Source organism: Amycolatopsis sp. WAC 01376, assembly GCF_003947415.1.
Taxonomy (GTDB): domain Bacteria; phylum Actinomycetota; class Actinomycetes; order Mycobacteriales; family Pseudonocardiaceae; genus Amycolatopsis.
This window is the reverse complement of the sequence record NZ_QHKL01000010.1, coordinates 66,741-88,004: the sequence shown is the minus strand read 5'-3', so window position 1 is coordinate 88,004 and position 21,264 is coordinate 66,741. Positions and strand designations below refer to the sequence as shown.

The window sequence follows — 21,264 nt, the reverse complement described above, 5'->3', positions numbered from 1 at the left end:
GCCCGTATCGACGATTTCTCACCCGGATGGCCGTCCCCCTTACTTCCCCGTGTGCGCGAGGAGCCGGTCTCGCAGGGCGGGTTCGTCCGCGAGTGCCTCGTTCACCGTGTGCTCCAGCAGCGGCTTGAGGTCCCCGTACGGCCGCTTCGACCAGTCGAGCGGGCCCTGCGGCGGCTCCGGGTCGTATTCGATGACGAACTGGAGCGTCCGCGCGATCTCGGCCCCGACGAGCCGCTCGACCAGGTGCAGTGCGAGGTCGATCCCCGCCGACACCCCGGCGGCGGTGATCACGTTCCCGTCCTCGACCCAGCGTTCGGCGACCGGTTCCGCCCCGAACGCGCCCAGCAGTTCACGGAACATCCAGTGCGTCGCGGCGCGACGCCCCTCCAGCAGCCCGGCCTGCCCCAGCAGCAGCGACCCCGTGCACACCGAGGTCACGAGTTCCGCGTTCGCCCCGGCTTTCCGCAGGTAGCCGATCAGCTTCTCGTCGGCGAGCGCTTTCAGCGTCGGTGCGGCACCGCCGGGCACGACCAGCGCGTACGGCGACGGCACCTCGTCGTAGGTGTGGGTCGCCACGAGCTTCAGCGGGTTATCGGTGGTGACCGGCTCCTTCGTCTCACCGACCACGACCGTCCGATACTCCTGCGTCGTGCTCGCCATCCCGTCCAGCACGGTCAGCGGCCCGACCAGGTCGAGCGGGGTCATCCCCGGATACACCACGAACGCGATCGTCTTCTTGTCGTCTGTCATGGGACAACCGTGGCGCAGACGCGGGGCCGTGGTGGGCCGGATGTCCGGATTCCTGCGAACAACGTCCGGCGGCCGGGCGTTACTGCTAGCGTTCGATCATGCCGGGTTCACCCAGACGAGTGTTGATCGTCGGCTACAGCAATGCGGAGATGCTCGACATCGCCGGTCCGGCGGATGTTCTGGACGCCGCCACCAAACTCGGGGGCAAGCCGGGATACGAGATCATGCTCGCCAGCGTCGACGGCCGCGGCATCCGCTGCGAGTCCGGGCTGACGTTGCAGGCACAGCACCGGCTCGACCAGGTGACCGGCGAACTGGACACGCTGATCGTCGCGGGCGGCACCGGGCACGAGACCGCCGCCGCGGATCCGAGGATGGTCTCCCACATCCGCAGGCTCGCGCAGGACACCCGTCGCGTCGCCTCGGTGTGCACCGGCGCGACCGTGCTCGCCGCTTGCGGGCTGCTCAACGGACGCCGCGCCACCACCCACTGGCGATTCGCGAATCGGCTGGCGGTGAGCTACCCGCAGGTGAACGTGGATCCGGTGCCGCTGTACGTGCGCGACGGCAACGTCTACACGGCAGCCGGGGTGACCAGCGGGATCGACCTCACGCTCGCGTTCGTCGAGGAGGACCACGGCCCGAGCGTCGCCAGGGAGGTCGCCCGCATGCTGGTGACCTACCTGCAACGGCCGGGGAACCAGGCGCAGGTGAGCATGTTCCTGTCCGGCCCGCCGCCCGAAAACCGGCTGGTCCGCGACATCACCGCGTACGTCGCCGAGCACCTCGCGGGCGATCTCGGCACCACCGTCCTCGCCGAACGGGCCGGGATCAGCACCCGGCAGCTGACCAGGTTGTTCGACGCGCACCTCAGCACCACGCCCAGCAGGTACGTACGCGCGGCGAGGACCGAGAACGCGGCGAAACTGTTGTGCGGGACCGAACTTCCGCTGACCTCGATCGCGAGGCGATGCGGGTTCGGCTCCACCGAGACACTTCGCCAGGCGTTCCTCGATCACTTCGACACCCCGCCGTCGGCCTATCGCCGTGTCCACCTTCGGCAGGCGTTCGGCTAGGCCGTGTGCGGCACGCGGCGCGCACTGTGGAGGATATGCGGGTGAACCGCCGCGACCTCTCCGACGACGACACCGGCCCGATTCGCCGGGTTACGGACGCCCCGTCCGATCGTTCGCCCGGAACGTCCCGTTCGCCGCGCCCCGAGGGCGCGCGACGCCCCCGTCCCCCGGCACAGCGGCCGCGGCAGGCCGAACCGGGCAGACGCCGCGCCGCCGAACCGAAGCCCGAACAGGCCGGCCACGGGCACGCGCACGGCCACGGACCGGCGGCGCCCGCGTCGCGCCGGGTCCGGCTGCTGCTGATGTGGCTGCTGATCCCGCTCGCCGTCGCGACCGTCGCCGGCATGGTCCTGCTCTACCCGTGGGGCAAGGATCCGGCGAAAAGCGCCTTCCCCCAGGGAGTCCCGGTGAACGCCACGGTCACCGGGACGATCACCGGCCCGTGTCTCGCCGAGGGACAGGTCCAGGTCGGCGAACCGCCGCCGGACGCGAAACCGTGTCTCACCAGCGAACTGACGATGACCGATGGCCCCGGGACCGGAAAGTCGCTGAAGCTGACGCTGCCGATCGAGCCGAGCACGCCGCGGTTCGCCGCCGGCGACAAGGTGGTGCTGTCCTACAACGGCGGCGACGTCGCGAACCCCGCGTCGTTCCAGATCGTCGACTTCCAGCGGGGTACCCCGTTGCTGCTGCTCGCCGGGTTGTTCGCGCTCGCGGTGATCGTGCTGGGCCGCTGGCAGGGGCTCGCCGCGCTGATCGCGCTCGGGCTGAGCTTCCTGGTGCTGGCGCTCTTCGTGCTGCCGTCGATCCTCGCCGGGGAAAGTCCGCTGCTGGTGGCGATCGCGGGCGCCGGCGCGATCATGTTCGTCGCGCTGTATCTGACACACGGGCTGTCCGCGAGAACCTCGGTGGCGGTGCTGGGCACCTTGGTGAGCCTGGTCCTGATCGGTGTCCTGTCGGCGATCTTCTCGGCCGCGGCGTCGCTGACCGGGCTGGACGACAGCACCTCGCAGCTGATCGGCTCGCTCGGGCACGGGATCGACGCCCGGGGGCTGCTGCTGGCGGGCGTCGTGATCGGCGCGCTCGGTGTGCTGGACGACGTCACCGTGACGCAGACGAGCGCGGTGTGGGAACTCCGGCGGGCGAACCCGTCGCTCGGCTGGCGTGAGCTGTACGGCGCGGGCCTGCGGATCGGGCGTGACCACGTCGGCTCGGCGGTCAACACCCTCGTGATGGCGTACGCGGGGGCGGCGCTGCCGGTGCTGCTGTACACCTCGCTTTCCGGCGTCGGACTCGGCTCGATCCTCGGCGCGGAGAACATCGCGCAGGAGATCGTGCGGACACTTGCCGGAAGCGTCGGCATCGTCGCGGCGGTCCCGGTCACCACCGTGCTGGCCGCGCTGATCGCCTCGCGGGAGCCACAAGAGTCCCTGTAGTCACAGGCGCCTCAAAGCGCGAGCCCACCGCGTGATCACGGGCCGGAGTCGGGTACGAAGAGGCCGCACCCGAGGTTCGCCGCGTGATCGGAGGGGCCATGTTCGACGTTTTCGACGCCGCGTTCGCCGTCCCGAGACAGCTGACCGCCGTGGCGCGGCGCGTCCTCGTCTCGACGCTGGAAGCCGTCGAGGCGGTCCCCAAGATCGCCGCCGCACTCGACGACGTGCGGGCGACGCTCAAGCACTCCGAACGGCTGGCGACCTTCGCCGCGGGCGAACTGCCGGAGATCGTCTACCAGCTGGAAGAGATCAAGACACGGCTGGAGAAGCTGGAGACCGCGAGGGCCCGCCCTGAGCAAGTGTCATGAAAGGGTCGTTCAGGACATTTTTCGTCCTGAACGACCCTTTCATGACACTCGGCGCCACACGGTTCAGTCCAAGGTCGCCACGAACCGGCTGACCGCTTCCATCGTGAACCGCTGGATGTACTTCCCGCTGGGCGCCGCCGAGGCGAGCCGGTAGAGCGGCCGTTCCGCCGCCGCGTCCCCGCGCGCCTCCGACTTCAGTTGCGCTACCAGCAGTTCCGAGAACACCAGGCCGTTCGCCTCGGTGTTGTTCAGCAGCGCGTTCGCCAGCTTGCGCAGTTGCAGGATGCCCAGCTCGCGGCCACCCGCGCCGGAGTACACGGCCATGTCGACCTTCGCGACCTTGCGGCGTTTGCCCGCGTTGACCAGCAGGCTGACCGTCCGGGTGCCGCGCACGTCGCTGATCACCAGGTCGATGCGTTCGGCCGCGGTCAGATCGATCCGCCGCACACCCCAGGTCCGCACGATGAGCGTTTCGCCTTCGAGCCAGACTCGGCGGCGCAGGTTGTAGAACATGACGTAGAGCAGCGGCACCGCGATCACGCCTGCGACCACGAGCCCGGCGATCTCACCGCCGATCAGTCCGGCGATCCCGCCGAACGCGGCCGCGAAGATCACGACGCCGGCGATGCTGGAGCAGCCGCGCCTGCGACGCAGTTTCGGGTCGTCGTGGAACAGCGGGAGACGTTCGGGGGTCTCCGGGGTTCCGGTCGGCTCCGCCATCACGCGCCCGTCCCGGCCAGGAACGGGTTGCCCGCCCGCTCCTGCCCGATCGTGGTGGCCGGACCGTGCCCCGGCAGGACGACGGTGTCGTCGGGCAGCGTCATCACCTTGGCGCCGAGGGACCGCACGAGTTCGTCGCCGTCGCCGGAAGACCGGCCGATCGAACCGGCGAACAGGCTGTCCCCGGTGAGCGCGATACGGCCGCCCTCGGCTGAGGTCAGCCCGAAGACCACCGAACCGGCGGTGTGACCCGGTGTGCGGGACACCGTGATCTCCAGTCCGGCCAGCCTGAGCGGGCCATCGACGAGTGGCACGATCCCGTCCTTCCGTTCCCCGGCGTCCTGACCGAGCAGTGGCCGGTCCGCCTCGTGCAGATAGAGAGGTATCCCGTGGCGCGCGCCGACCTCGGCCGCCGAAGCGACGTGATCAGGGTGGCCGTGGGTGGCGAGCATCGCGACCGGCGTCAGGCCGTGCGCGGAAAGCGCGGCTTCGAGTGGCTCGACGACGTCCTCGCCGGGATCGACGATCACGCATTCACCGCCGCCGTCCGGGGCGAGCAGGTAGCAGTTGGCTTCGAGGGGGCCTGCCGGAAAACCGACAACCAGCACGAAACGCCTCCTCAGATCTTCCGCCGAACAGGTGACAGGATGGCCCTGATCACGATCAAGTAAGCGTAGCGGCCCCTGTACAGGGGTCTCACAGCCTGTGCCCATAGACTCCTCCCACCTCAGACGTGTGAACATCGAGTGGAAACCGGGAGGGCGGGTGCCGACCAACCAGCAGCGCCGCGAAGCCGCGAAGCGCAAGCTCGAGCGACAGATCGTGCGACGGGCCGAACAGGCCAAGCGGCGCAGGATCGTCGGCTCGGTGGCGGTCGTCGGTGTCGTCGCCATCGTGGCGGGCGCGGTGTGGTGGATCGTCAGCAGTAGCAGTGGTGACGATGCCGCCTCCGACGCTTCCCCGAGCTCGGCTCCTCCGACCCCCGAGGTCACCATCCCCACGGAGCGCGCTCCGATGCCGAAGCGGCCGACGCCGCTGGCGAACCCGGTGGCCTGTGATTACAAGGACGACTCCGCCAAGCCGGCGTCGAAGAAGGTGAACAAGCCGGAAGGCAAGGACGTCTCTTCGAACGGCACGGTGAACGTCGTGCTGAAGAGCACCGCGGGCGACATCCCGCTGACGTTGGACCGGGCGCTCGCCCCGTGCGCCGTGCAGAGCTTCATCAGCCTTTCCCAGCAGGGCTACTTCAACGACACCAAGTGCCACCGGCTCGGCACCACCGGCCTGCAGATGCTGCAGTGCGGTGACCCCGAGGCCAGCGGCATGGGCGGCCCGGGCTACACCATGCCGGACGAGGCGTTCAAGGAGATCAAGTACGGCCGCGGCATCCTCGCGATGGCGAAGACGCAGCAGCCGAACTCCGGTGGCAGCCAGTTCTTCATGGTCTACGGCGAGGCCGAACTGCCCGCCGAGTACTCGGTCTTCGGCAGCATCTCCGACGAAGGCCTGAAGGTGCTCGACAAGGTCGCCAAGGCCGGCGCGAACGCGCAGGCAGGCAACGGCGACGGCACCGGCCCGCCCAACACCGAGGTCAAGTTCACCGGCGTCACGGTCAACGCCTGACGTCAAGCTGGAGCTCAACGGCGCGCCCGCCCGGTCGGAAGACCTGGCGGGCGCGTTCGGTTAGGGCCTTACCCCTCATTCGGAGCAGCACTCCAGCATTCGCAGGACGTCTTGGGCGAAGCGGCCGATGGTGGCCGCGTCGAACAAATCCGTCGAATATTCAAAGCTGATTCTCAGCCCGCCGCCGTCTTCGGCGAACACGACGTAAAGCTCTGTTCTGGCGCAGCCCGCCACCGGCGAATCGTGCACGGTCGCCGACAAACCAGGCAGGTTCAGCTCCGACGGCGGGGTCGTGACAGCGGTGAACAACACGGCGGGATACCGATCGACGCCTTGCCCGGCGAGCGCGATCGTCTCGTCGAGCGGAAGTTCCTGATGATCGAGCGAGGCGAACAGCTTCTCCGCCACCGCCGCCATGACGTCGGGTAGTTCCGCGGTTTCCCCAAGTCGGACTCGCAAGGGCACGGCCTCGCCGATCATGCCGACCGTCCGCTCGTGTTCCCGGCGAGTCCGGCGGGCGCTGGAAACGGCGAGGACGAGGTCCTGTTGACCGCAGGTCTCTCGCGCCCACAGCAGGAACACGCTCGCGAGGAGCACGGACCGCGTCGTGCCGGCGGCGGCGGCCACCCCGTCGACGCGGCGAAGCCGTTCGGGAGCGAGGTACACCTGATGCAGATCGCCCTTCCCGCTGGGCCGGGCAGGCGGTTTCCGGTCGTACGGAAGCCGCCAGCGCAGGTCGGCGTCCGCGAGTTCGCTTCGCCAATAGCGGACGTCGGCCGCGTGGTCGTGCCCGGTCTGCCAGCGTGCGTAGTCCGAGTGCTGCGCCTCGGGTTCGGGCAGTGGCGTGGACGTCGTGCCGATCTCGGCGGCATACAGCTCGGAAAGCTCGTGCCACAGGATGTTCATGGACCAGCCGTCACAGACCAGGTGATGCAGGACGAGCACCAGCACCCAGCGATCGACGGCGATCCGGCCGAGCCGGGCACGCAGCAGTGGTGCCTCGGTGAGCACGAAGGGTTCCGCGACGACTGCGCCGCACCAGTCGCCGACCGCGTCGTCAGTACCCAGATGCTCCACCGGCAGATCGAACTTGAACGGGGCCAGCACGTCGATCCGCGGCCCGTCACCGGACAACGCGACACGACCGCGCAAGGCGTCGTGCCTGGCCACCAGCCGGTCGAGAGCGCGGTGCAGCGCCGGCGGGTCCAGCTCACCCCGCAGGTCCACGCGATACCCGACGTTGTACACCTGCGGCTGCGGGTTCTCCGCCTGGCGTCTCCAGAGCCTGCGTTGCAGTGACGTCAACGGCACGGTCCGGGTGACGGCGGGTTCGGGCAGGCCGCCCAGTCGCGCGGCCATCGCGCGGATCGTCGGCGCGCGGAAGAACTCCGTGACCGAGACCGGTATCCCGAATTCCTCGGTGATCCGGCCCGCCAGTCTGACCACCGCGAGCGAATGCCCGCCCACAGCGAAGAAGGACCGATCGACAGCCACCTCGCTCAGGCCGAGTTCGGCGCACCAGAGCGAGTGCAGGCGACGCTCGGTGTCCGTGGACGGCAGAGCGTCGTCCACGTCCATTGCTGTCGACGTCGGCTCGGGCAGAGCGGAGCGGTCCAGCTTGCCGCTGGTGGTCGTCGGCAGCCGGTCGAGCACGACCCAGCGGGTCGGGATCAGGTACGAGGGCAGCTCTTCGGCGAGCGCTTCGGTGATCCGCGCCCACGGATCCGGTGCGGACTGGCCGGCGAACACGACGTAACCGGCGAGTTCCGCGTCGCCATGGTGATCCCGGCGGATGACGACGGCCGCGTCCGCCACCTCGTCCAACCCGGCCAGCACCCGCTGTGTCTCACCGGGTTCGACCCGGTTGCCGCGGATCTTCACCTGGTCGTCGAGTCTGCCGAGGAATTCCAGGGTTCCGTCGCCGCGCCACCGGCCGAGGTCGCCCGTGCGATACCACCGTTCACCGGGCCTGGCTTCGACGAACGCCGCGGCGGTTTCCTCCGGTCTGCCGAGATAGCCCTCGGCGAGCCCGGCCCCGCCGAGATGGATCTCGCCGATGGCGCCGAGCGGGACCGGGTGGCCGGTCTGGTCGAGCAGGAGCAGCCGCACGCCGTCGATCGGGACCCCGATCGGTGGCCGGGGCTCACCGTGCGGATCCACCGGGTGATCCGTGGCGATGAGCGAAGCCTCGGTCGGACCGTACTGGTTGTGCAGCGCGCAATCGGGATGCTCCGCGAGGAAGCGGCGCAGTGCCGGAGTGAGCACGAGCGGCTCCCCGCAGCACAGGATCAAGCGTATCGAGGGCGCGGTGAGGCCGGGTTCGACCAGATGCTTCAGCGGGGTGAACGGCATCAGGATCCGCTCCACGCGGTGCCTTTCGATCACCTCGGCGACAGCGTCGCGGTCCTTGTGCCGCTCGTCGTCGAGCAGCACCAGCGCCCCGCCGGCGGCCAAGGTGGAGAAGATCTCCTGCACGCTGATGTCGAAACTCGGCGACGTCCATTGCAGGGTGCGCATCGGCGGATGCTGATCACGTTGCCAGGCGATGACGTTGGCCGGACCGCGATGCGAGACGAGAACGCCCTTCGGGGTTCCGGTGGATCCCGAGGTGTACATGCAGTACGCGGGCCAATCCGGCCGCACTTCGGGCAGCTCCGGCGCCTTCGGGTCCGGCACGATCTCTTCCGCGAGACGCACCGGGAACTCCCCCAGCGCGGGCTGCGCGACGAGCACCGCCTTCGTCGTCAGCACGAGCACCGCACCGCTGTCGCGCAGCATGAACCGGCACCGTTGCGGTGGCAGCCGCGGATCCAGCGGCAGATACGCCGCGCCGCTCTTGAGGACACCGTAAAGCGCGGCGATCAGCTGGGGGCCGCGCGGCAGGGAGACCGCCACGATCTGCCCGCGGGTGACGCCGAGACCGACCAGCAGACGCCCGATCGACTCGGCGAGAAGGTCCAGTTCGCGGTAGCTCAGCTCACCGTCGTCGCCGATCAGCGCCGTGGCGTCGGGCGTACTGGCGACCTGCCGCTCGACCGCGGTGTGCAGACACCCCGCCGTCCGTTCCGGCGCGCCGTGCTGCCACCGGTCGAGCAGCACCACGTCTTCCCCGGTCGGCGTCGTGAGCTCGGAAAGCCGTGCCGACGGCTTCGTGATCGCTTGGCGCAGAACCTGTTTCAGCAGATTCAGCGCCCGGGCGATGGTCGCTTCGTCGAACAGGTCGGTGCTGTACTCGACCAGGCAGCGCAACCCGTCACCGTGCGCCGTCAGATAGAAGGCGAGGTCGAACGGAACCTCGTCGCGGGCCATGTCCAGCGCGGTGGCCGTCAGCGGCGGCGCGAACGGCTCGTCCACCGCGTTTTCGAATTCGATCAGCACGTCGAACAGGGGATTGCGGTTCGCGGCGCGATCGGGATTCAGCAGGCCGACCAGTTCGTCGAACGGGACGGTCCGATGCTCGTACGCCCGGGTGGTGCGGTCTCTGACGCGCTGGGTCAACTCCGCGAAGGTGGGGTCGCCGGACAGATCGAGGCGGACCGGGACCGTGTCGAGGAAGAGGCCGATCGCGTCCCTCGCGGAGTCCGGCCTGCTGCTGACGACCGTGCCGACCGCGAAGTCCTGCTGCCCGCCGTACCGGGCAAGCACGGCGCCGATCGCGCCGAGCACCGCCATGAACACGGTGCTGCCGCAGGCGGCCGCGACGGCGCGCAGCGGTTCGCCGAGACCGGCCGCCAGCTCGTCGCTCAGTGCGGCTCCCCGCCGGGACGGCACCGGTGGCCGCGGCCGGTCGGTCGGCAGCGCGAGTTCGGGCAGCCCGCCCAGTTCGTCGCGCCAGAACGCGAGATCCTCGTCGGGATCCCCGCTCTCGACCTCGATCTCCGGTCCCGGTCCGGTCCGGATGGCGGGCAGACCCGGCCAAGCGCGGTAGTGCGCGGCGAGATCACGCAGGAACACCGCGGTCGACGCCGAGTCGAAGACGATGTGGTGGGCTACCAGACAGAACAGATGGCGGTCCTCGGCGAGCCGGACCAGCGCGAAGGCGACCAGCGGCCCGGTGTCGAGCGCGAGCCGGGTCCGGGCGAACCTGGCTCGGATTTCGGCGAGGGCTTCGGTTTCGGTGCGCCCGGACAGGTCGATCAGCGGGCACTCGACGGTCATCGACGGCAGCACGGATTTCCGCGGTACGCCGTCCCGCTCGTGGAAGACGGTGCGCAAGGCGGGATGCGCCGAAACCACGCGCGACACCGACTCCCGCAGCGCCACTTCGTCCAGCCGTCCGTCCAGCCGGATCGCCTTGGGCTCGTGGTAGGCACCGGTGCCGGGGAACATCCTTTCCAGGAACCAGATGCGCCGTTGCGCGGGTGAGGGCTCGAGGCCGGACGACTGGTAGCGACGGCGCAGGCCGTCGAGCAGAGGCAACGCGTCGAGCACCTGGTCCGGCGGGACACCGAAATCCACGAAGGCGGCGATCTCGTCGGCCCCCGCCGCCACGAGCGCGTCCACCACCGGTGCGCATCGCTCGGGACTGCCGATCAGGGCACGGGATCCGCAGTAGCGTTCGTACGCGTCGCCGAGCATGAACTCGATGTCCTCATCGGTCGCGCCGTCCAGGTCGATGTTCAGCCCCAGGCTGTCCCCGACCTGGCCGAGCAGCGAAAGCGACGAGCGCAGGTAGTCGCAGAACGGCCGGAACGCCTGCTGCCGCGCGCGTTCGTGGTCCGCGCCGAGGAAGGTGTGCACCAGCACCACGACCCGTCCCGAGCCCGGATCGAGCCCGTGTTCCGCGCGCGTGCGCCGATAGAGCGCGATGTTGCCGGCCAGCGCGGAAACGTCCTGGGTCATCAGATTGGTGACCACGCCGAGATCGGCCGCGGCGGCCCGGCGGTAGCTGTCCGGGTTTCCGACCACGGCGATGAACATCGGCGGGCGCCGCTGGATGGGTGCCGGATGCAGGCGGACCGTGGTGGGCGCGCCGTCGCCCGCGACGAGGGCGATCTCCTCCCCCGCCCAGAGCCGGCGCACGGTGTCCAGCCCCTCGTACATCAGGTCGCGATGGTTGCCGAAGTTCTCCGGTGCCAGCGCGAAATCCCTGGTGTGCCAGCCACTCGCCACGCACAGCCCGACGCGGCCCGAAGACAGGTTGTCCACAACGGACCATTCTTCGGCGACCCGGACCGGATGGTGCAGCGGAAGCACGACCGACCCGGCGTGCAGCCGGATCCGCTCGGTTCGGGCGGCCAGCGCGGCGGCCAGCACCGATGGGTTCGGGAAGAGCGCGCCGAAGGAGTCGAAATGCCGCTCCGGCAACCAAAGCGCATGGAAATCGTGCTCGTCGGCGAACCGTGCGGCGGCCATGATCAGCCGGTACTTGTCCTGCTGATCCCGATCGGGATAGTCGCCGAAGAAGTAGAGGCTGAACGCGCAGCCTGCCCCGGGAGTCGCCGGTTCCGGGGGCGGCACGACGGGCATCGCCGCCGGACGGACCGGGTGCTCGACCGGCTTCGGCGCGGACACCACGGTGTCCGGGGTCCCGCCGCGTGCCACGTCGAGCTGCCGGTGCATCAGCTCCGTCATCTGGCGCATCATGGTCTCGGCGAGCTTCAGCTGCCGGTCCATCAAACCGTGAAGAGACACGTCTTCGACCGGTGTGCCGGGCTCCGGCTCGCTTTCACCGGAGGTGGGAGGCGCTCCGCCGCTTCGCTCGATCAACTCGGCCACTTTCGCCGGAGTACCCGCTTCGGAGAGCAGCTCCCGGATCCCGATCCGCACGCCGAAGGCACGCTCCAGTTCGCGGGCCAGCCCCATCAGGGCCAGTGAATCGGCACCACCCGCCACGAACGACGTGTCCTCGGGCAGGTCGTCGGTGCCGAGCCGGTCGGCGGCGAGCCGCCGGACCTCGGCGAGGACCGCCCCCGAGCTCACCTGCCCGGCGTCGGACGGGGCGGGAGCCGACGGCCGCGCGAAGCGGACCCGTCGGTACGGGTACCCGGGCAACGGGACGCGGCCGCCGGCGGGCGCCAGCTCCGCCCAATCCAGGTCCGCGCCGCGCCGGTACAGCGCGGTCGCCGCGCGCAGCATCGCGGCGCACTCATCGTCGGGCGGGGAGCCCACGGACGGCTGCCAGTACCGGTGTGGGAGGGCGGCGCGTCCCATCGAGCCGAGGACCTCACGCGGCCCGATCTCCAGGTAGGCCCCGCACTCCGCGCGTTCGAGCGCTCGCAGCGACTCGTCGAACCGTGCCGTCTCACGGATCTGCCTCCGCAGGTAGCGTGCGTCGACCGAGGCACCGGCCGGGATCACCCCGCCCAGGTTGCTCGCGAACGGCATCCGCAACGGGCCGAACCGCACCGCTTCGGCCGCGCGTTCGAATTCGTCGAGAACGGGTTCGAGCAGTGCCGAATGGAAGGCCCGGTCCACCGGAAGCCTTTGCCAGGAGAGGTTTTCCCGGTCGAGCAGGGTCTCCGCGGCCGCGATCGCCGCCGACGGCCCGGACAGCACGCAGGACTGGTCGCCGTTGACCACCGCGATCTCCGTCCCGGTCGCGACGGCGAGCCGTCCGCCCCGCTCCGGCGAGACGCGGACCGCGATCATGCCGCCCGCCTCGGTCCCCTGCATCAGCCTGCCGCGCAAGCAGGTCAGCCGCAGCCCGTCGGCCACGTCGATCCCGCCGGCCACGGCGAGCGCCGCGTACTCCCCCAAACTGTGCCCGACCACGAAATCCGGCCGCACACCCCACGACAGCCAAAGCCGCGCCAGCGCGAACTGATGACAGAACAACGCGGGCTGTCCCTCCACAGTGGACAGTACGGCGGCCGGATCCGGCGTGCCGAGCAGAGCGTCGGCCACACCGGCGGTCCCGAATTCCTCGGCGAGTCCCAGCAACTCGTCCAGCGTTTCGCGGAAGACGGGGAAAGTGTCCCGAAGCCGTGCGGCCATCCCCCGGTACGCCGCGCCCTGTCCGGAGAAGGCGAACGCGAGCGTCCCGAACTGGTGCGGCTCAAAGGATTCCTCGCCGATCGTGCCGAGCTCGGCCGCCAGTTCGGCGGTGTCACCCCCGACCACGGCGAGCCGGTGCGACCGATGCGGCCTGCCGAGCGCCATGCTGGCCGCCACGTCCGGCGCCCGCAGCTCCGGGTGCGCGCGCAGATGATCTCGCAGGGCCCCGGTGAGCGCGGACAGCCCCTCGGCGTCGGCGGCCGACACGGGCAGCAGCACCGGTCCCCGCGCCGCCGGTGCCGGCGGGAGCATCGGGGCCTGTTCCAGGATCACGTGGACGTTCGTGCCCCCGACGCCCAGCGCGCTGACCCCGGCCCGCCGCGGTCCGTCGGTGATCCAAGGCGTGTGCTCCGTCGCCAGCACGAACGGGCTGCCTGCCAGCCGGAGTTCCGGGTTGGGCCGGTTCAGGTTCAGGGTCGGCACCAGTTCTCCGTGCTTCAGCATCAGCACCGTCTTGACCAGGCCGGCGAGACCGGCGCAGGTATCCAGATGGCCGATGCCGGGCTTGACCGAGCCCAGTGCGCAGAACCCGGTGTGGCCGTCCTCCGCGTAGGCCTGGCTGAGCGCCTCGAACTCGACCGGGTCGCCGAGCGCGGTACCGGTGCCGTGCGCCTCCACGTAGGTGACGGACGACGCCGCCACCCGGGCGCGTGCCAGTGCCAGCCGGACGACGTCGGCCTGCCCGGACACGCTCGGCGTCGCGAACCCCGCGGTGCGGCCCGCGTCGTTGTTCACCGCCGACCCCAGGATCACCGCGTGCACGGTGTCACGGTCGGCGATCGCCCGGTCGAGCCGTTTCAGCAGGACCGCGATCACCCCGTTGCCGCCGACCGTGCCGTCCGCGCCGGCGTCGAACGCCCGGCAGGCACCGGTCGGCGAAAGGATCCCGCCCGGGTACGGCCGGTAGCCCGAATCCTGCGGGAGATGGACGGCCGCCGCCCCGGCCAAGGCCAGGTCGGCGTCCCCGGTGAGCAGTGCCTGCCCGGCGAGGTGCAGCGCGACCAGCCCGGTCGAACACGCCGTCTGCACCCCGACCGCGGGCCCCGAGAGCCCCAGCCGGTGCGCCACCCGGCCCGCCAGGAAATCGGGCTCCGTTCCCATCGCCGTCTGCATCGCGGTCAGCTCGTCCGGGGCGGGTGGACGCGCGTCTTGAGCGACGTGCCGTTGGTGGCCGTAAAGCTGCATACCCGTCCCGGCGAACACGCCGATCCTGGTCCCCGCGTCCGCCGCCGCGTAGCCGCCCGATTCGAGCGCCTCGTGACAGCACTCCAGGAACAGGCGGTGCGCGGGCGCGGTCAGTGCCGCCTCGTGCGGGCTCATCCCGAAGAAGTCCGCGTCGAACGAGTCGACGTCGTCGAGCGCGCCGGCGACCGGGACCACCCCCGGTCCCCCGCCGTCGAAGGTCCGCACCCGGGATACGCCGTCGCGGAGGTCGGCCCAGAATCCGTCGAGGTCCGTCGCACCGGGCACCCGCACGGCGACACCGATGATCGCGATCCGGTCGTCGTGCGCCGGGGTGGCCACCACGGAGGGCTCCTTCACCCGGCCCGGTCCCGACAGGTGATCGGCGAGCTGGGCTGGGCTCGGGTACTCGAACGCCAGGGTCGGCCGCACCTCCCGGCCGAGCAGCGTGGTCAGCGTCGTGGTCAGCCTGACCACGGTCACCGAGGTCATCCCCGCCTCGTAGAACGGCGTACGCGGATCGACGTCCTGGCCCAGCACCTCCCGGACCGCCGCGAGGACGGTGGCGCGGACGTCGCCGGTGCCCCGCCCGAGTTCCCCGGCGAGCAGCCGTCGCCGCAGTTCGGCGCGCTGGACCTTGCCGCCGCCGGTGCGCGGGAACTCGTCGGGTGCGACCGGGACGACTTTCGCCACGGTCAGACGTAATCGGCCGAAGACCGCTTCCCGCACCGCCTTCGCGACCGCGTCGAATCCGGCCGCGCGCGCCGCGATCAGGATGACCAGGTCCTCGGTACCGGACTCGGCGTTGGGCAGGCCCACGGCGGCCACCTCGCCTGCCTGGGCGCCGCTCGCGGCGCACACGACTTCCTCGATCTCGTGGCAGAAATGGTTCTGTCCATTGAGGATGATCAGATCCTTGGCCCTGCCGGTGAGCACGACCTGACCGTTCGCCAAGAAGGCGAGGTCACCGGTGTCCAGCCACCCCGGCGCCGGGAATGCGGCGCGATTCGCCTCCTCGGCGTGCAGGTATCCGGGGGTGACGCGGGCGGAGCGCACCTGCAGCCTGCCGATCTCACGCTCGCGCAGCAGTTCGCCGCGGTCGTCCACCACCCGCACACTCGCCCCGGGCGCGGGGGAACCGACCGCCACGAACGTGCTGCACTCGTGCTCCTCCGCGGATTCGGGGGCTTCGCGCAGTTCGCCGTCGAGGCTCGACTTCAGCACCCGGTGCACGCTGTCCGGGGTACCGAGACTGCCGAAGGTGATCGCGGTGACCGTCTCCGTCATCCCCCACACCGGCCGGATCCGGCTCTCCTCGATGCCGAACCGGGCGGTCCGGTCGAGAAAGCGCGACATCACCGGCAGCTGGATCTGCTCGCCGCCGCAAACCAGGGTGCGGACCGAGGACAGATCCCGGTCGCGGGTGTCCTCGGCCAGCTCGGCGGCGACCTGCGCGAACCCGAACGTCGGCGACCAGCTGTGCGCGACCCGGTACTCGGCGAGCAGATCCAGCCAGCGGCTCGGCCTGCCCAGTACCAGCTCGGTCGGCACATGCACGTTCGTCACACCGGCGTAGACCTCAAGCACGTGATAGAGGAGCAAGGCACCGCTGTGGTCCACCGGAAGCCAGTTCAGCGTGGTGTCCTCCGGCCGCAGGCCGAGCGCCTCGCGGGACCCGGCCGCGAACTCCATCAGGCCGCGATGTGTCAGCGGGATCGCCTTGGCGGCGCCGGTACTGCCGGAGGAAAGCATCACCAGCGCCGGATCGTCCGGCGCCGGTGAGTGAAGGCCGAGTTCGGGCAGTGCGCTCATCGGCTCGGTCGACACCCGCGCGAGCCGCAAACCGGACAAGCCCGGAACCGTGCCGTCGACGAGCACCAGGGGATCACCCAGCAGCTCGGCCACATGCTTCAGCCGCCGCCGCGACGCGTCGTCCTCCGCCGCGCCCGCCATCGGCACCGGCAGCGCACCACCGAGTACACATCCCCAGAAGGCCGGGAAGAACTCGGCGAGCGGCAGACCGGACAGGACGATCGGATCGCCGGGGCCTGCTCCGAGGTCCCGCAGCCGGGCCCGCACCGCGCTCGCCTTGGCCAGGAGTTCCGGGTAGGGACAGCGATCCGGCTTTCCCGCCGCGTCCAGCGTCACCACCGCTCGATCGGGCGCGCCTGCCGCGGCGTTCCGCAGCGCTTGAGCGAGACCCACTCGCTCGCCCGCCCCCAGTTCGAGCGGTCCCCCGTGAACCAACGCTTCCCCCATCACGATCCTTTCTTCGCTGCTTTCGCGACACTGGGCACCACGCCGACGGCCCCCGACCGGCGGCTCCGAAGGCGCAGCAGGACGATCCCGACCACGAGGACCGGGAGGGCGTGGTAGGCCGCGACGACGACCGGCGGAGGCGCGACCTCGAGCAGCAGGCCGCAGGTGGCCATCCCGGTGGCGAACCCTGCCGTCTCCGCGCTGGCCGACAGGCCGAACAACCGCGCGCGTTCCGCTTCCGGCGCGGCCTGCAATCTGCTCAGATACGCGACCTCGGTGAGCCCGTCGGCGAGGCCCGCGACGAACAGGACCACCACCAGCACCGGGATCGGCAGGCCGGTGAACGCGACCACGAACGCCACCGACATCAGCACGGTCCCGGCGGCGAACGCGCGTTCGCCGAGCCACGCCACCCTGCCGTGGTCCGTCCGGCGGACGACCCACTGCACCGCGATGGTGCCGACGGCCCAAGCCGTCCAGAACCAGCTCATGAACGCGTACGGCGCGCCCGGCCACTCCGCGCCCGCGTGTACCGGCAGGGCCACGTTGTGCGACGCGGAACCGAAGGCGTCGGAGCCTCGGATGAGCACCAGGCCGAGGACGACCGACGACAGTCCGGCCGTCACCCGCGCCCGGGGGCCGTCGGTCGGCACGACCGCTTTCTCTCGGTCGGAACTGTTGGTGTTCAAGGGAAGCAGCCACAATACCGCCGCGGACACCAGGAACGACGCGGCGTTGATCAGAAACGCGGCCTCGAATCCGCCCGCCATGACCACGACGGGCGCCGCCGCGTAGCCCAGCACCGTCCCCAGCGATCGCCCCGCGACCAGCCGCCCGTTCGTCCGTACCCGCCGGTCCTGCCCCACCATCGAGGGCACACTGGTCCGCAGCGACACCGAGAACACCGTGTTGCCCGCACCCAGTACGGCGGCGGCCACGAGCAGCCCGCCCAGCCCGACCGCCTGCCCGGCGACGCCGAGCACGACCATCGCCGCCGCCTGCGCGAGATCCGCGACGACCATCAGCCGCCTTCGCTCATACCGCGTGGCGAGCCGTCCCGCCGGCACACCGAACAGGAAACCGGCGCCGATGCGCACCGCCATCACCGCACCGAGGCCGAGCGGCCCGCCGGTCACTTCCAGCGTGAACAAGGCCAGCGCAATCAGGTTGAGAAAGGTACCGAACGACGACACCGAATACGCCACGAGAAACGCCAAAAGCGCGGCATCCCCAGAACCGGTTTTCCGGCCGCGACGAACGAACATCGAATCCCCTGATCGTTTTCCGGAGCCGGTCGGGCGCTACGTGAATCAGTGCGGTTGACGCTGATGAGCGCACAAAAGACACGGTCGCACCGTGAAAACGACCACTGAAGCCGAAAGTTCGACCATGGACAGAAAAAGAAATAACGTTTCCCCGCAGAGACGCGCCGAGGCACGCCGGCCGCTTTACTTCCCCAGTTTTCCCATCTCGGCGAGAATAACGGCCCGAATTCACCTCGTCAACAGCGGACACCGCCTCCGAACGGCTCGAATTCAATCGAGCACGCCGAGTGAAAGCAAAGCGGCACGGCGACGAGAACTACTCCATCGGAATCCGTGATTATGCCGTTTGCCTCGCCCGGTTCCCGCCGAACGGACGCTCATTCGTCGAGCGGTGACCGGCCGGCTACGCAGTACGACCAACGGGCCTCAGCGGTAGGTGAACTTCGGCGGCCTCCGCGCCAGGAACGCGGCCACACCCTCGGCGTAGTCCTCGCCGTGCAGGGCACCGAGCCGGATCTCGTCCACTTCGGCGTCGGATTCCTCTTGCCCGGCAACGATCTTCTCGATGATGCGGTTCATCCCGCGCACCGACGCCTGAGAACGCGAAGCCAGCGTCTCGACGAACTTCGCCGTCGAGGCCTCCAGCTCACCGGCAGGGAAGACGTCGTTGAGCAGCCCGATCTCCCGTGCCCGCCGCGCGTCGACGAGCTCACCCGAGAGCAGGAAGTACTTCGCGTTCGCGGGGCCGACCAACGAGACCAGCTGCCGTGTCGAGTCGAAGTGGTAGACGATCCCGAGCTTCGCCGGCGTGATGCCGAACCGTGCACCCTCGGCGGCGAAACGGAAGTCGCAGGCGACCGAGAGCTGACAACCGCCGCCGATGCAGTTCCCCTGGATCATCGCCACCGTCGGCTTCCGCGACGCGGTCAGCGCCGCCACGGCACCGTCGACGGCCTTGTCGTAGGTCTCGGCCGCCTCGGCGGTGGACCGCAGGTCACGGAACTCGCTGATGTCCGCGCCCGCCGAGAAATGCGCACCCGCGCCGGTCAGCACGAGGACCTTGATCGCCGGGTCCGCCTCCACCCGCGCCACCACGTCCGGGATCGCCGCCCACATCCCGTAGGTGATCGCGTTCATCTTCTCCGGCCTGGTGAACGTCAGCCGCGCGACCTCGCCGTCGCGAGTGAACTCGAACCCGTCAGTCATGTCCTGAACCCTATCCGGGGCCCACCGGTGGTCACGAAGCCGAAGTGACCCGATACACGTCGTAAACGCCCTCGACGCCCCGGACCACCTTCAGCACGTGGCCGAGGTGCTTCGGGTCGCCCATCTCGAACGAGAACCGGCTGACCGCGACCCTGTCGCGAGACGTCGTCACCGACGCGGACAGGATGTTGACCTTCTCGTCCGCAAGCACCTTGGTGACGTCCGAGAGCAGACGGTGCCGGTCCAGCGCCTCGACCTGGATCGCGACGAGGAACACCGACGAGGCCGACGGCGCCCACTCGACCTCGACCAGCCGTTCGGGCTGCGCTGTCAGGTCGTCGGCGTTGGTGCAGTCGGTCCGGTGGACGCTGACACCGCCGCCACGCGTGACGAAACCGAGGATCTCGTCGCCTGGCACCGGCGTGCAGCAGCGGGCGAGTTTGGCCCAGACGTCGCTGGCGCCCTTCACCACGACACCGACGTCGTTCGAGCCGCGGCGGCGGGTGACGGTGGACGGGGTCGCGCGCTCGGCGAGCTCCTCCTCCGCCTCGTCGACCCCGCCGATGAGCGCGACCAGGCGTTGCACGACGTGCTTCGCGCTGGTGTGGCCCTCGCCGACGGCGGCGTACAGCGAACTGATGTCGGGGTGCCGGAGTTCGGTGGCGACCGCGCCCATCGACTCGGCGGAGACCAGCCGCTGGATCGGGAGGCCGACCTTGCGGACCTCCTTGGTGATGGCCTCCTTGCCGCCTTCGATCGCCTCGTCGCGGCGTTCCTTGGCGAACCACTGCCGGATCTTCGCGCGGGCCTTGGGCGAACCGGCGAACTGCAGCCAGTCGCGGCTCGGCCCCGCCGTCTCGGCCTTCGAGGTGAAGATCTCGATGACCTCGCCGTTCTCCAGCTTGCGCTCGAGCGCGACGAGCCTGCCGTTGACGCGGGCGCCGATACAGCGATGCCCGACCTCGGTGTGCACGGCGTAGGCGAAGTCGACCGGCGTCGAATCGACCGGCAGCGTGATCACGTCACCCTTGGGCGTGAACACGAAGATCTCGCGCGAGGCGAGCTCGTAGCGGAGCGACTCCAGGAAGTCGCCTGGGTCCGCGGCCTCACGCTGCCAGTCGAGGAGCTGGCGCATCCACGCCATCTCGTCGACGTCCACGGCATTCCCGTTGTGGGTGCCCTTGGTCTCCTTGTACCGCCAGTGCGCGGCGATGCCGTACTCGGCGGTGCGGTGCATCTCGTAGGTGCGGATCTGGACTTCCAGCGGTTTGCCGTCCGGCCCGATCACCGTGGTGTGCAACGACTGGTAGACGCCGAACCGCGGCTGCGCGATGTAGTCCTTGAACCGGCCGGGGACCGGCTGCCACAGTGCGTGGACGACACCCATCGCGGCGTAGCAGTCACGGACGTCCTCGACCAGGATCCGCACGCCCACCAGGTCGTGGATGTCGTCGAGGTCGCGGCCGCGGACGATCATCTTCTGGTGGATCGAGTAGTAGTGCTTCGGCCTGCCCTCGACCTTGGCGGTGATCCGCGAGCCTTCGAGGTTGCCGGTCAGCTCGGTGATCACCGAGCGCAGGTACGTGTCCCGCGAGGGCGCGCGATCGGCGACCAGCCGGACGATCTCGTCGTACTTCTTCGGCTGCAGGATGGCGAACGCCAGGTCCTCCAGCTCCCATTTGACCGTCGCCATACCGAGCCGGTGCGCCAGCGGGGCGAGGACCTCGAGGGTCTCGCGCGCCTTGCGGGCCTGCTTCTCGGGCGGCAGGAAGCGCATCGTGCGCATGTTGTGCAGCCGGTCGGCCAGCTTGATGACCAGCACGCGCGGGTCCCGCGCCATCGCGATGACCATCTTGCGGATGGTCTCGGCCTCGGCCGCCGTGCCGAGCTTGACCTTGTCCAGTTTAGTGACGCCGTCGACGAGCTCGCCGACCTTCTCACCGAAGTCCGCTTTCAGGCTCTCCAGCGAATAGCCGGTGTCCTCGACGGTGTCGTGCAGCAGCGCGGCGACCAGCGTCGTGGTGTCCATGCCGAGTTCGGCGAGAATGGTCGCGACCGCGAGCGGATGCGTGATGTACGGGTCGCCGGACTTGCGCCGCTGCTCCCGGTGGAGCTCTTCGGCGACGTCGTAGGCGCGCTGGAGCTGTGCGAGGTCGGCGTTCGGATGCAGTTCGCGGTGGATGACGGCGAGCGGCTCGAGTACCTGCTTGACCGGCGCGGCGCGCTGGGCGGTGATCCGGCGGGCGAGACGGGCACGGACACGGCGCGTCGCGGACGGTGTCGGCGCGGCCCCCTGTCGCGTCGCACCGTTCTGCTCGGTGCCGTCCTTCGAGGACACCGCGGCATCGAGCTCTTGGCTCACCCGCACCTCCTGCGCTTCGTG

11 protein-coding genes are annotated in these 21,264 nt (G+C 70.0%); 4 read left to right on the top strand and 7 right to left on the bottom strand.

Annotated elements, in window-relative coordinates; translation table 11 throughout:
- Positions 1–39: 39 nt before the first annotated feature.
- Complete coding sequence (locus DMH03_RS38000; RefSeq protein WP_125796834.1) at positions 40–750, bottom strand: DJ-1/PfpI family protein; 711 nt, start codon at positions 748–750, stop codon at positions 40–42.
- A gap of 98 nt (positions 751–848) precedes the next feature.
- Here DMH03_RS38000 and DMH03_RS37995 point away from each other — a divergent pair, with 98 nt between their 5' ends.
- The 3 genes from DMH03_RS37995 (at position 849) to DMH03_RS37985 (ending at position 3,630) form a co-directional block, all read left to right on the top strand.
- The gene (locus DMH03_RS37995; RefSeq protein ID WP_125796833.1) at positions 849–1,826 is read left to right on the top strand and encodes a GlxA family transcriptional regulator; all 978 of its coding nucleotides are present in this window, start codon (positions 849–851) and stop codon (positions 1,824–1,826) included.
- A 41-nt stretch (positions 1,827–1,867) separates the two neighbouring features.
- Complete coding sequence (locus tag DMH03_RS37990; RefSeq protein ID WP_125796832.1) at positions 1,868–3,262, top strand: YibE/F family protein; 1,395 nt, start codon at positions 1,868–1,870, stop codon at positions 3,260–3,262.
- Between the two features lie 98 nt (positions 3,263–3,360).
- A complete protein-coding gene (locus DMH03_RS37985; RefSeq protein WP_125796831.1) occupies positions 3,361–3,630 on the top strand; it encodes a hypothetical protein in 270 nt (89 codons plus the stop codon).
- A 63-nt stretch (positions 3,631–3,693) separates the two neighbouring features.
- On the opposite strand, the gene DMH03_RS37980 is transcribed toward DMH03_RS37985, so the two are convergent.
- Both DMH03_RS37980 and DMH03_RS37975 read right to left on the bottom strand, forming a co-directional pair.
- Positions 3,694–4,350 (bottom strand): hypothetical protein, encoded by a 657-nt coding sequence (locus DMH03_RS37980; RefSeq protein ID WP_125796830.1) that lies wholly within the window; start codon positions 4,348–4,350, stop codon positions 3,694–3,696.
- Positions 4,350–4,958: an MBL fold metallo-hydrolase gene (locus DMH03_RS37975; RefSeq protein WP_125796829.1), complete on the bottom strand. Its 609-nt coding sequence runs from the start codon at positions 4,956–4,958 to the stop codon at positions 4,350–4,352. Before DMH03_RS37975 ends, DMH03_RS37980 begins: the two co-directional genes overlap by 1 nt.
- A 157-nt stretch (positions 4,959–5,115) precedes the next feature.
- Between DMH03_RS37975 and DMH03_RS37970 the strand changes: the two genes are divergently transcribed.
- Positions 5,116–5,973: a peptidylprolyl isomerase gene (locus DMH03_RS37970; protein WP_125796828.1), complete on the top strand. Its 858-nt coding sequence runs from the start codon at positions 5,116–5,118 to the stop codon at positions 5,971–5,973.
- A 75-nt stretch (positions 5,974–6,048) separates the two neighbouring features.
- On the opposite strand, the gene DMH03_RS37965 is transcribed toward DMH03_RS37970, so the two are convergent.
- From DMH03_RS37965 to DMH03_RS37950, 4 genes are all read right to left on the bottom strand, one after another.
- Positions 6,049–16,410, bottom strand: a complete 10,362-nt coding sequence (locus DMH03_RS37965) for a non-ribosomal peptide synthetase/type I polyketide synthase (RefSeq protein WP_125796827.1) — start codon at positions 16,408–16,410, stop codon at positions 6,049–6,051.
- Positions 16,410–17,675 (bottom strand): MFS transporter, encoded by a 1,266-nt coding sequence (locus DMH03_RS37960; RefSeq protein ID WP_125796826.1) that lies wholly within the window; start codon positions 17,673–17,675, stop codon positions 16,410–16,412. The genes DMH03_RS37965 and DMH03_RS37960 overlap by 1 nt, the downstream gene beginning before the upstream one ends.
- A gap of 426 nt (positions 17,676–18,101) precedes the next feature.
- A complete protein-coding gene (locus DMH03_RS37955; protein ID WP_125796825.1) occupies positions 18,102–18,881 on the bottom strand; it encodes an enoyl-CoA hydratase/isomerase family protein in 780 nt (259 codons plus the stop codon).
- A gap of 31 nt (positions 18,882–18,912) precedes the next feature.
- Positions 18,913–21,219, bottom strand: a complete 2,307-nt coding sequence (locus tag DMH03_RS37950) for a bifunctional (p)ppGpp synthetase/guanosine-3',5'-bis(diphosphate) 3'-pyrophosphohydrolase (protein ID WP_370311031.1) — start codon at positions 21,217–21,219, stop codon at positions 18,913–18,915.
- Between the last annotated feature and the right edge of the window lie 45 nt (positions 21,220–21,264).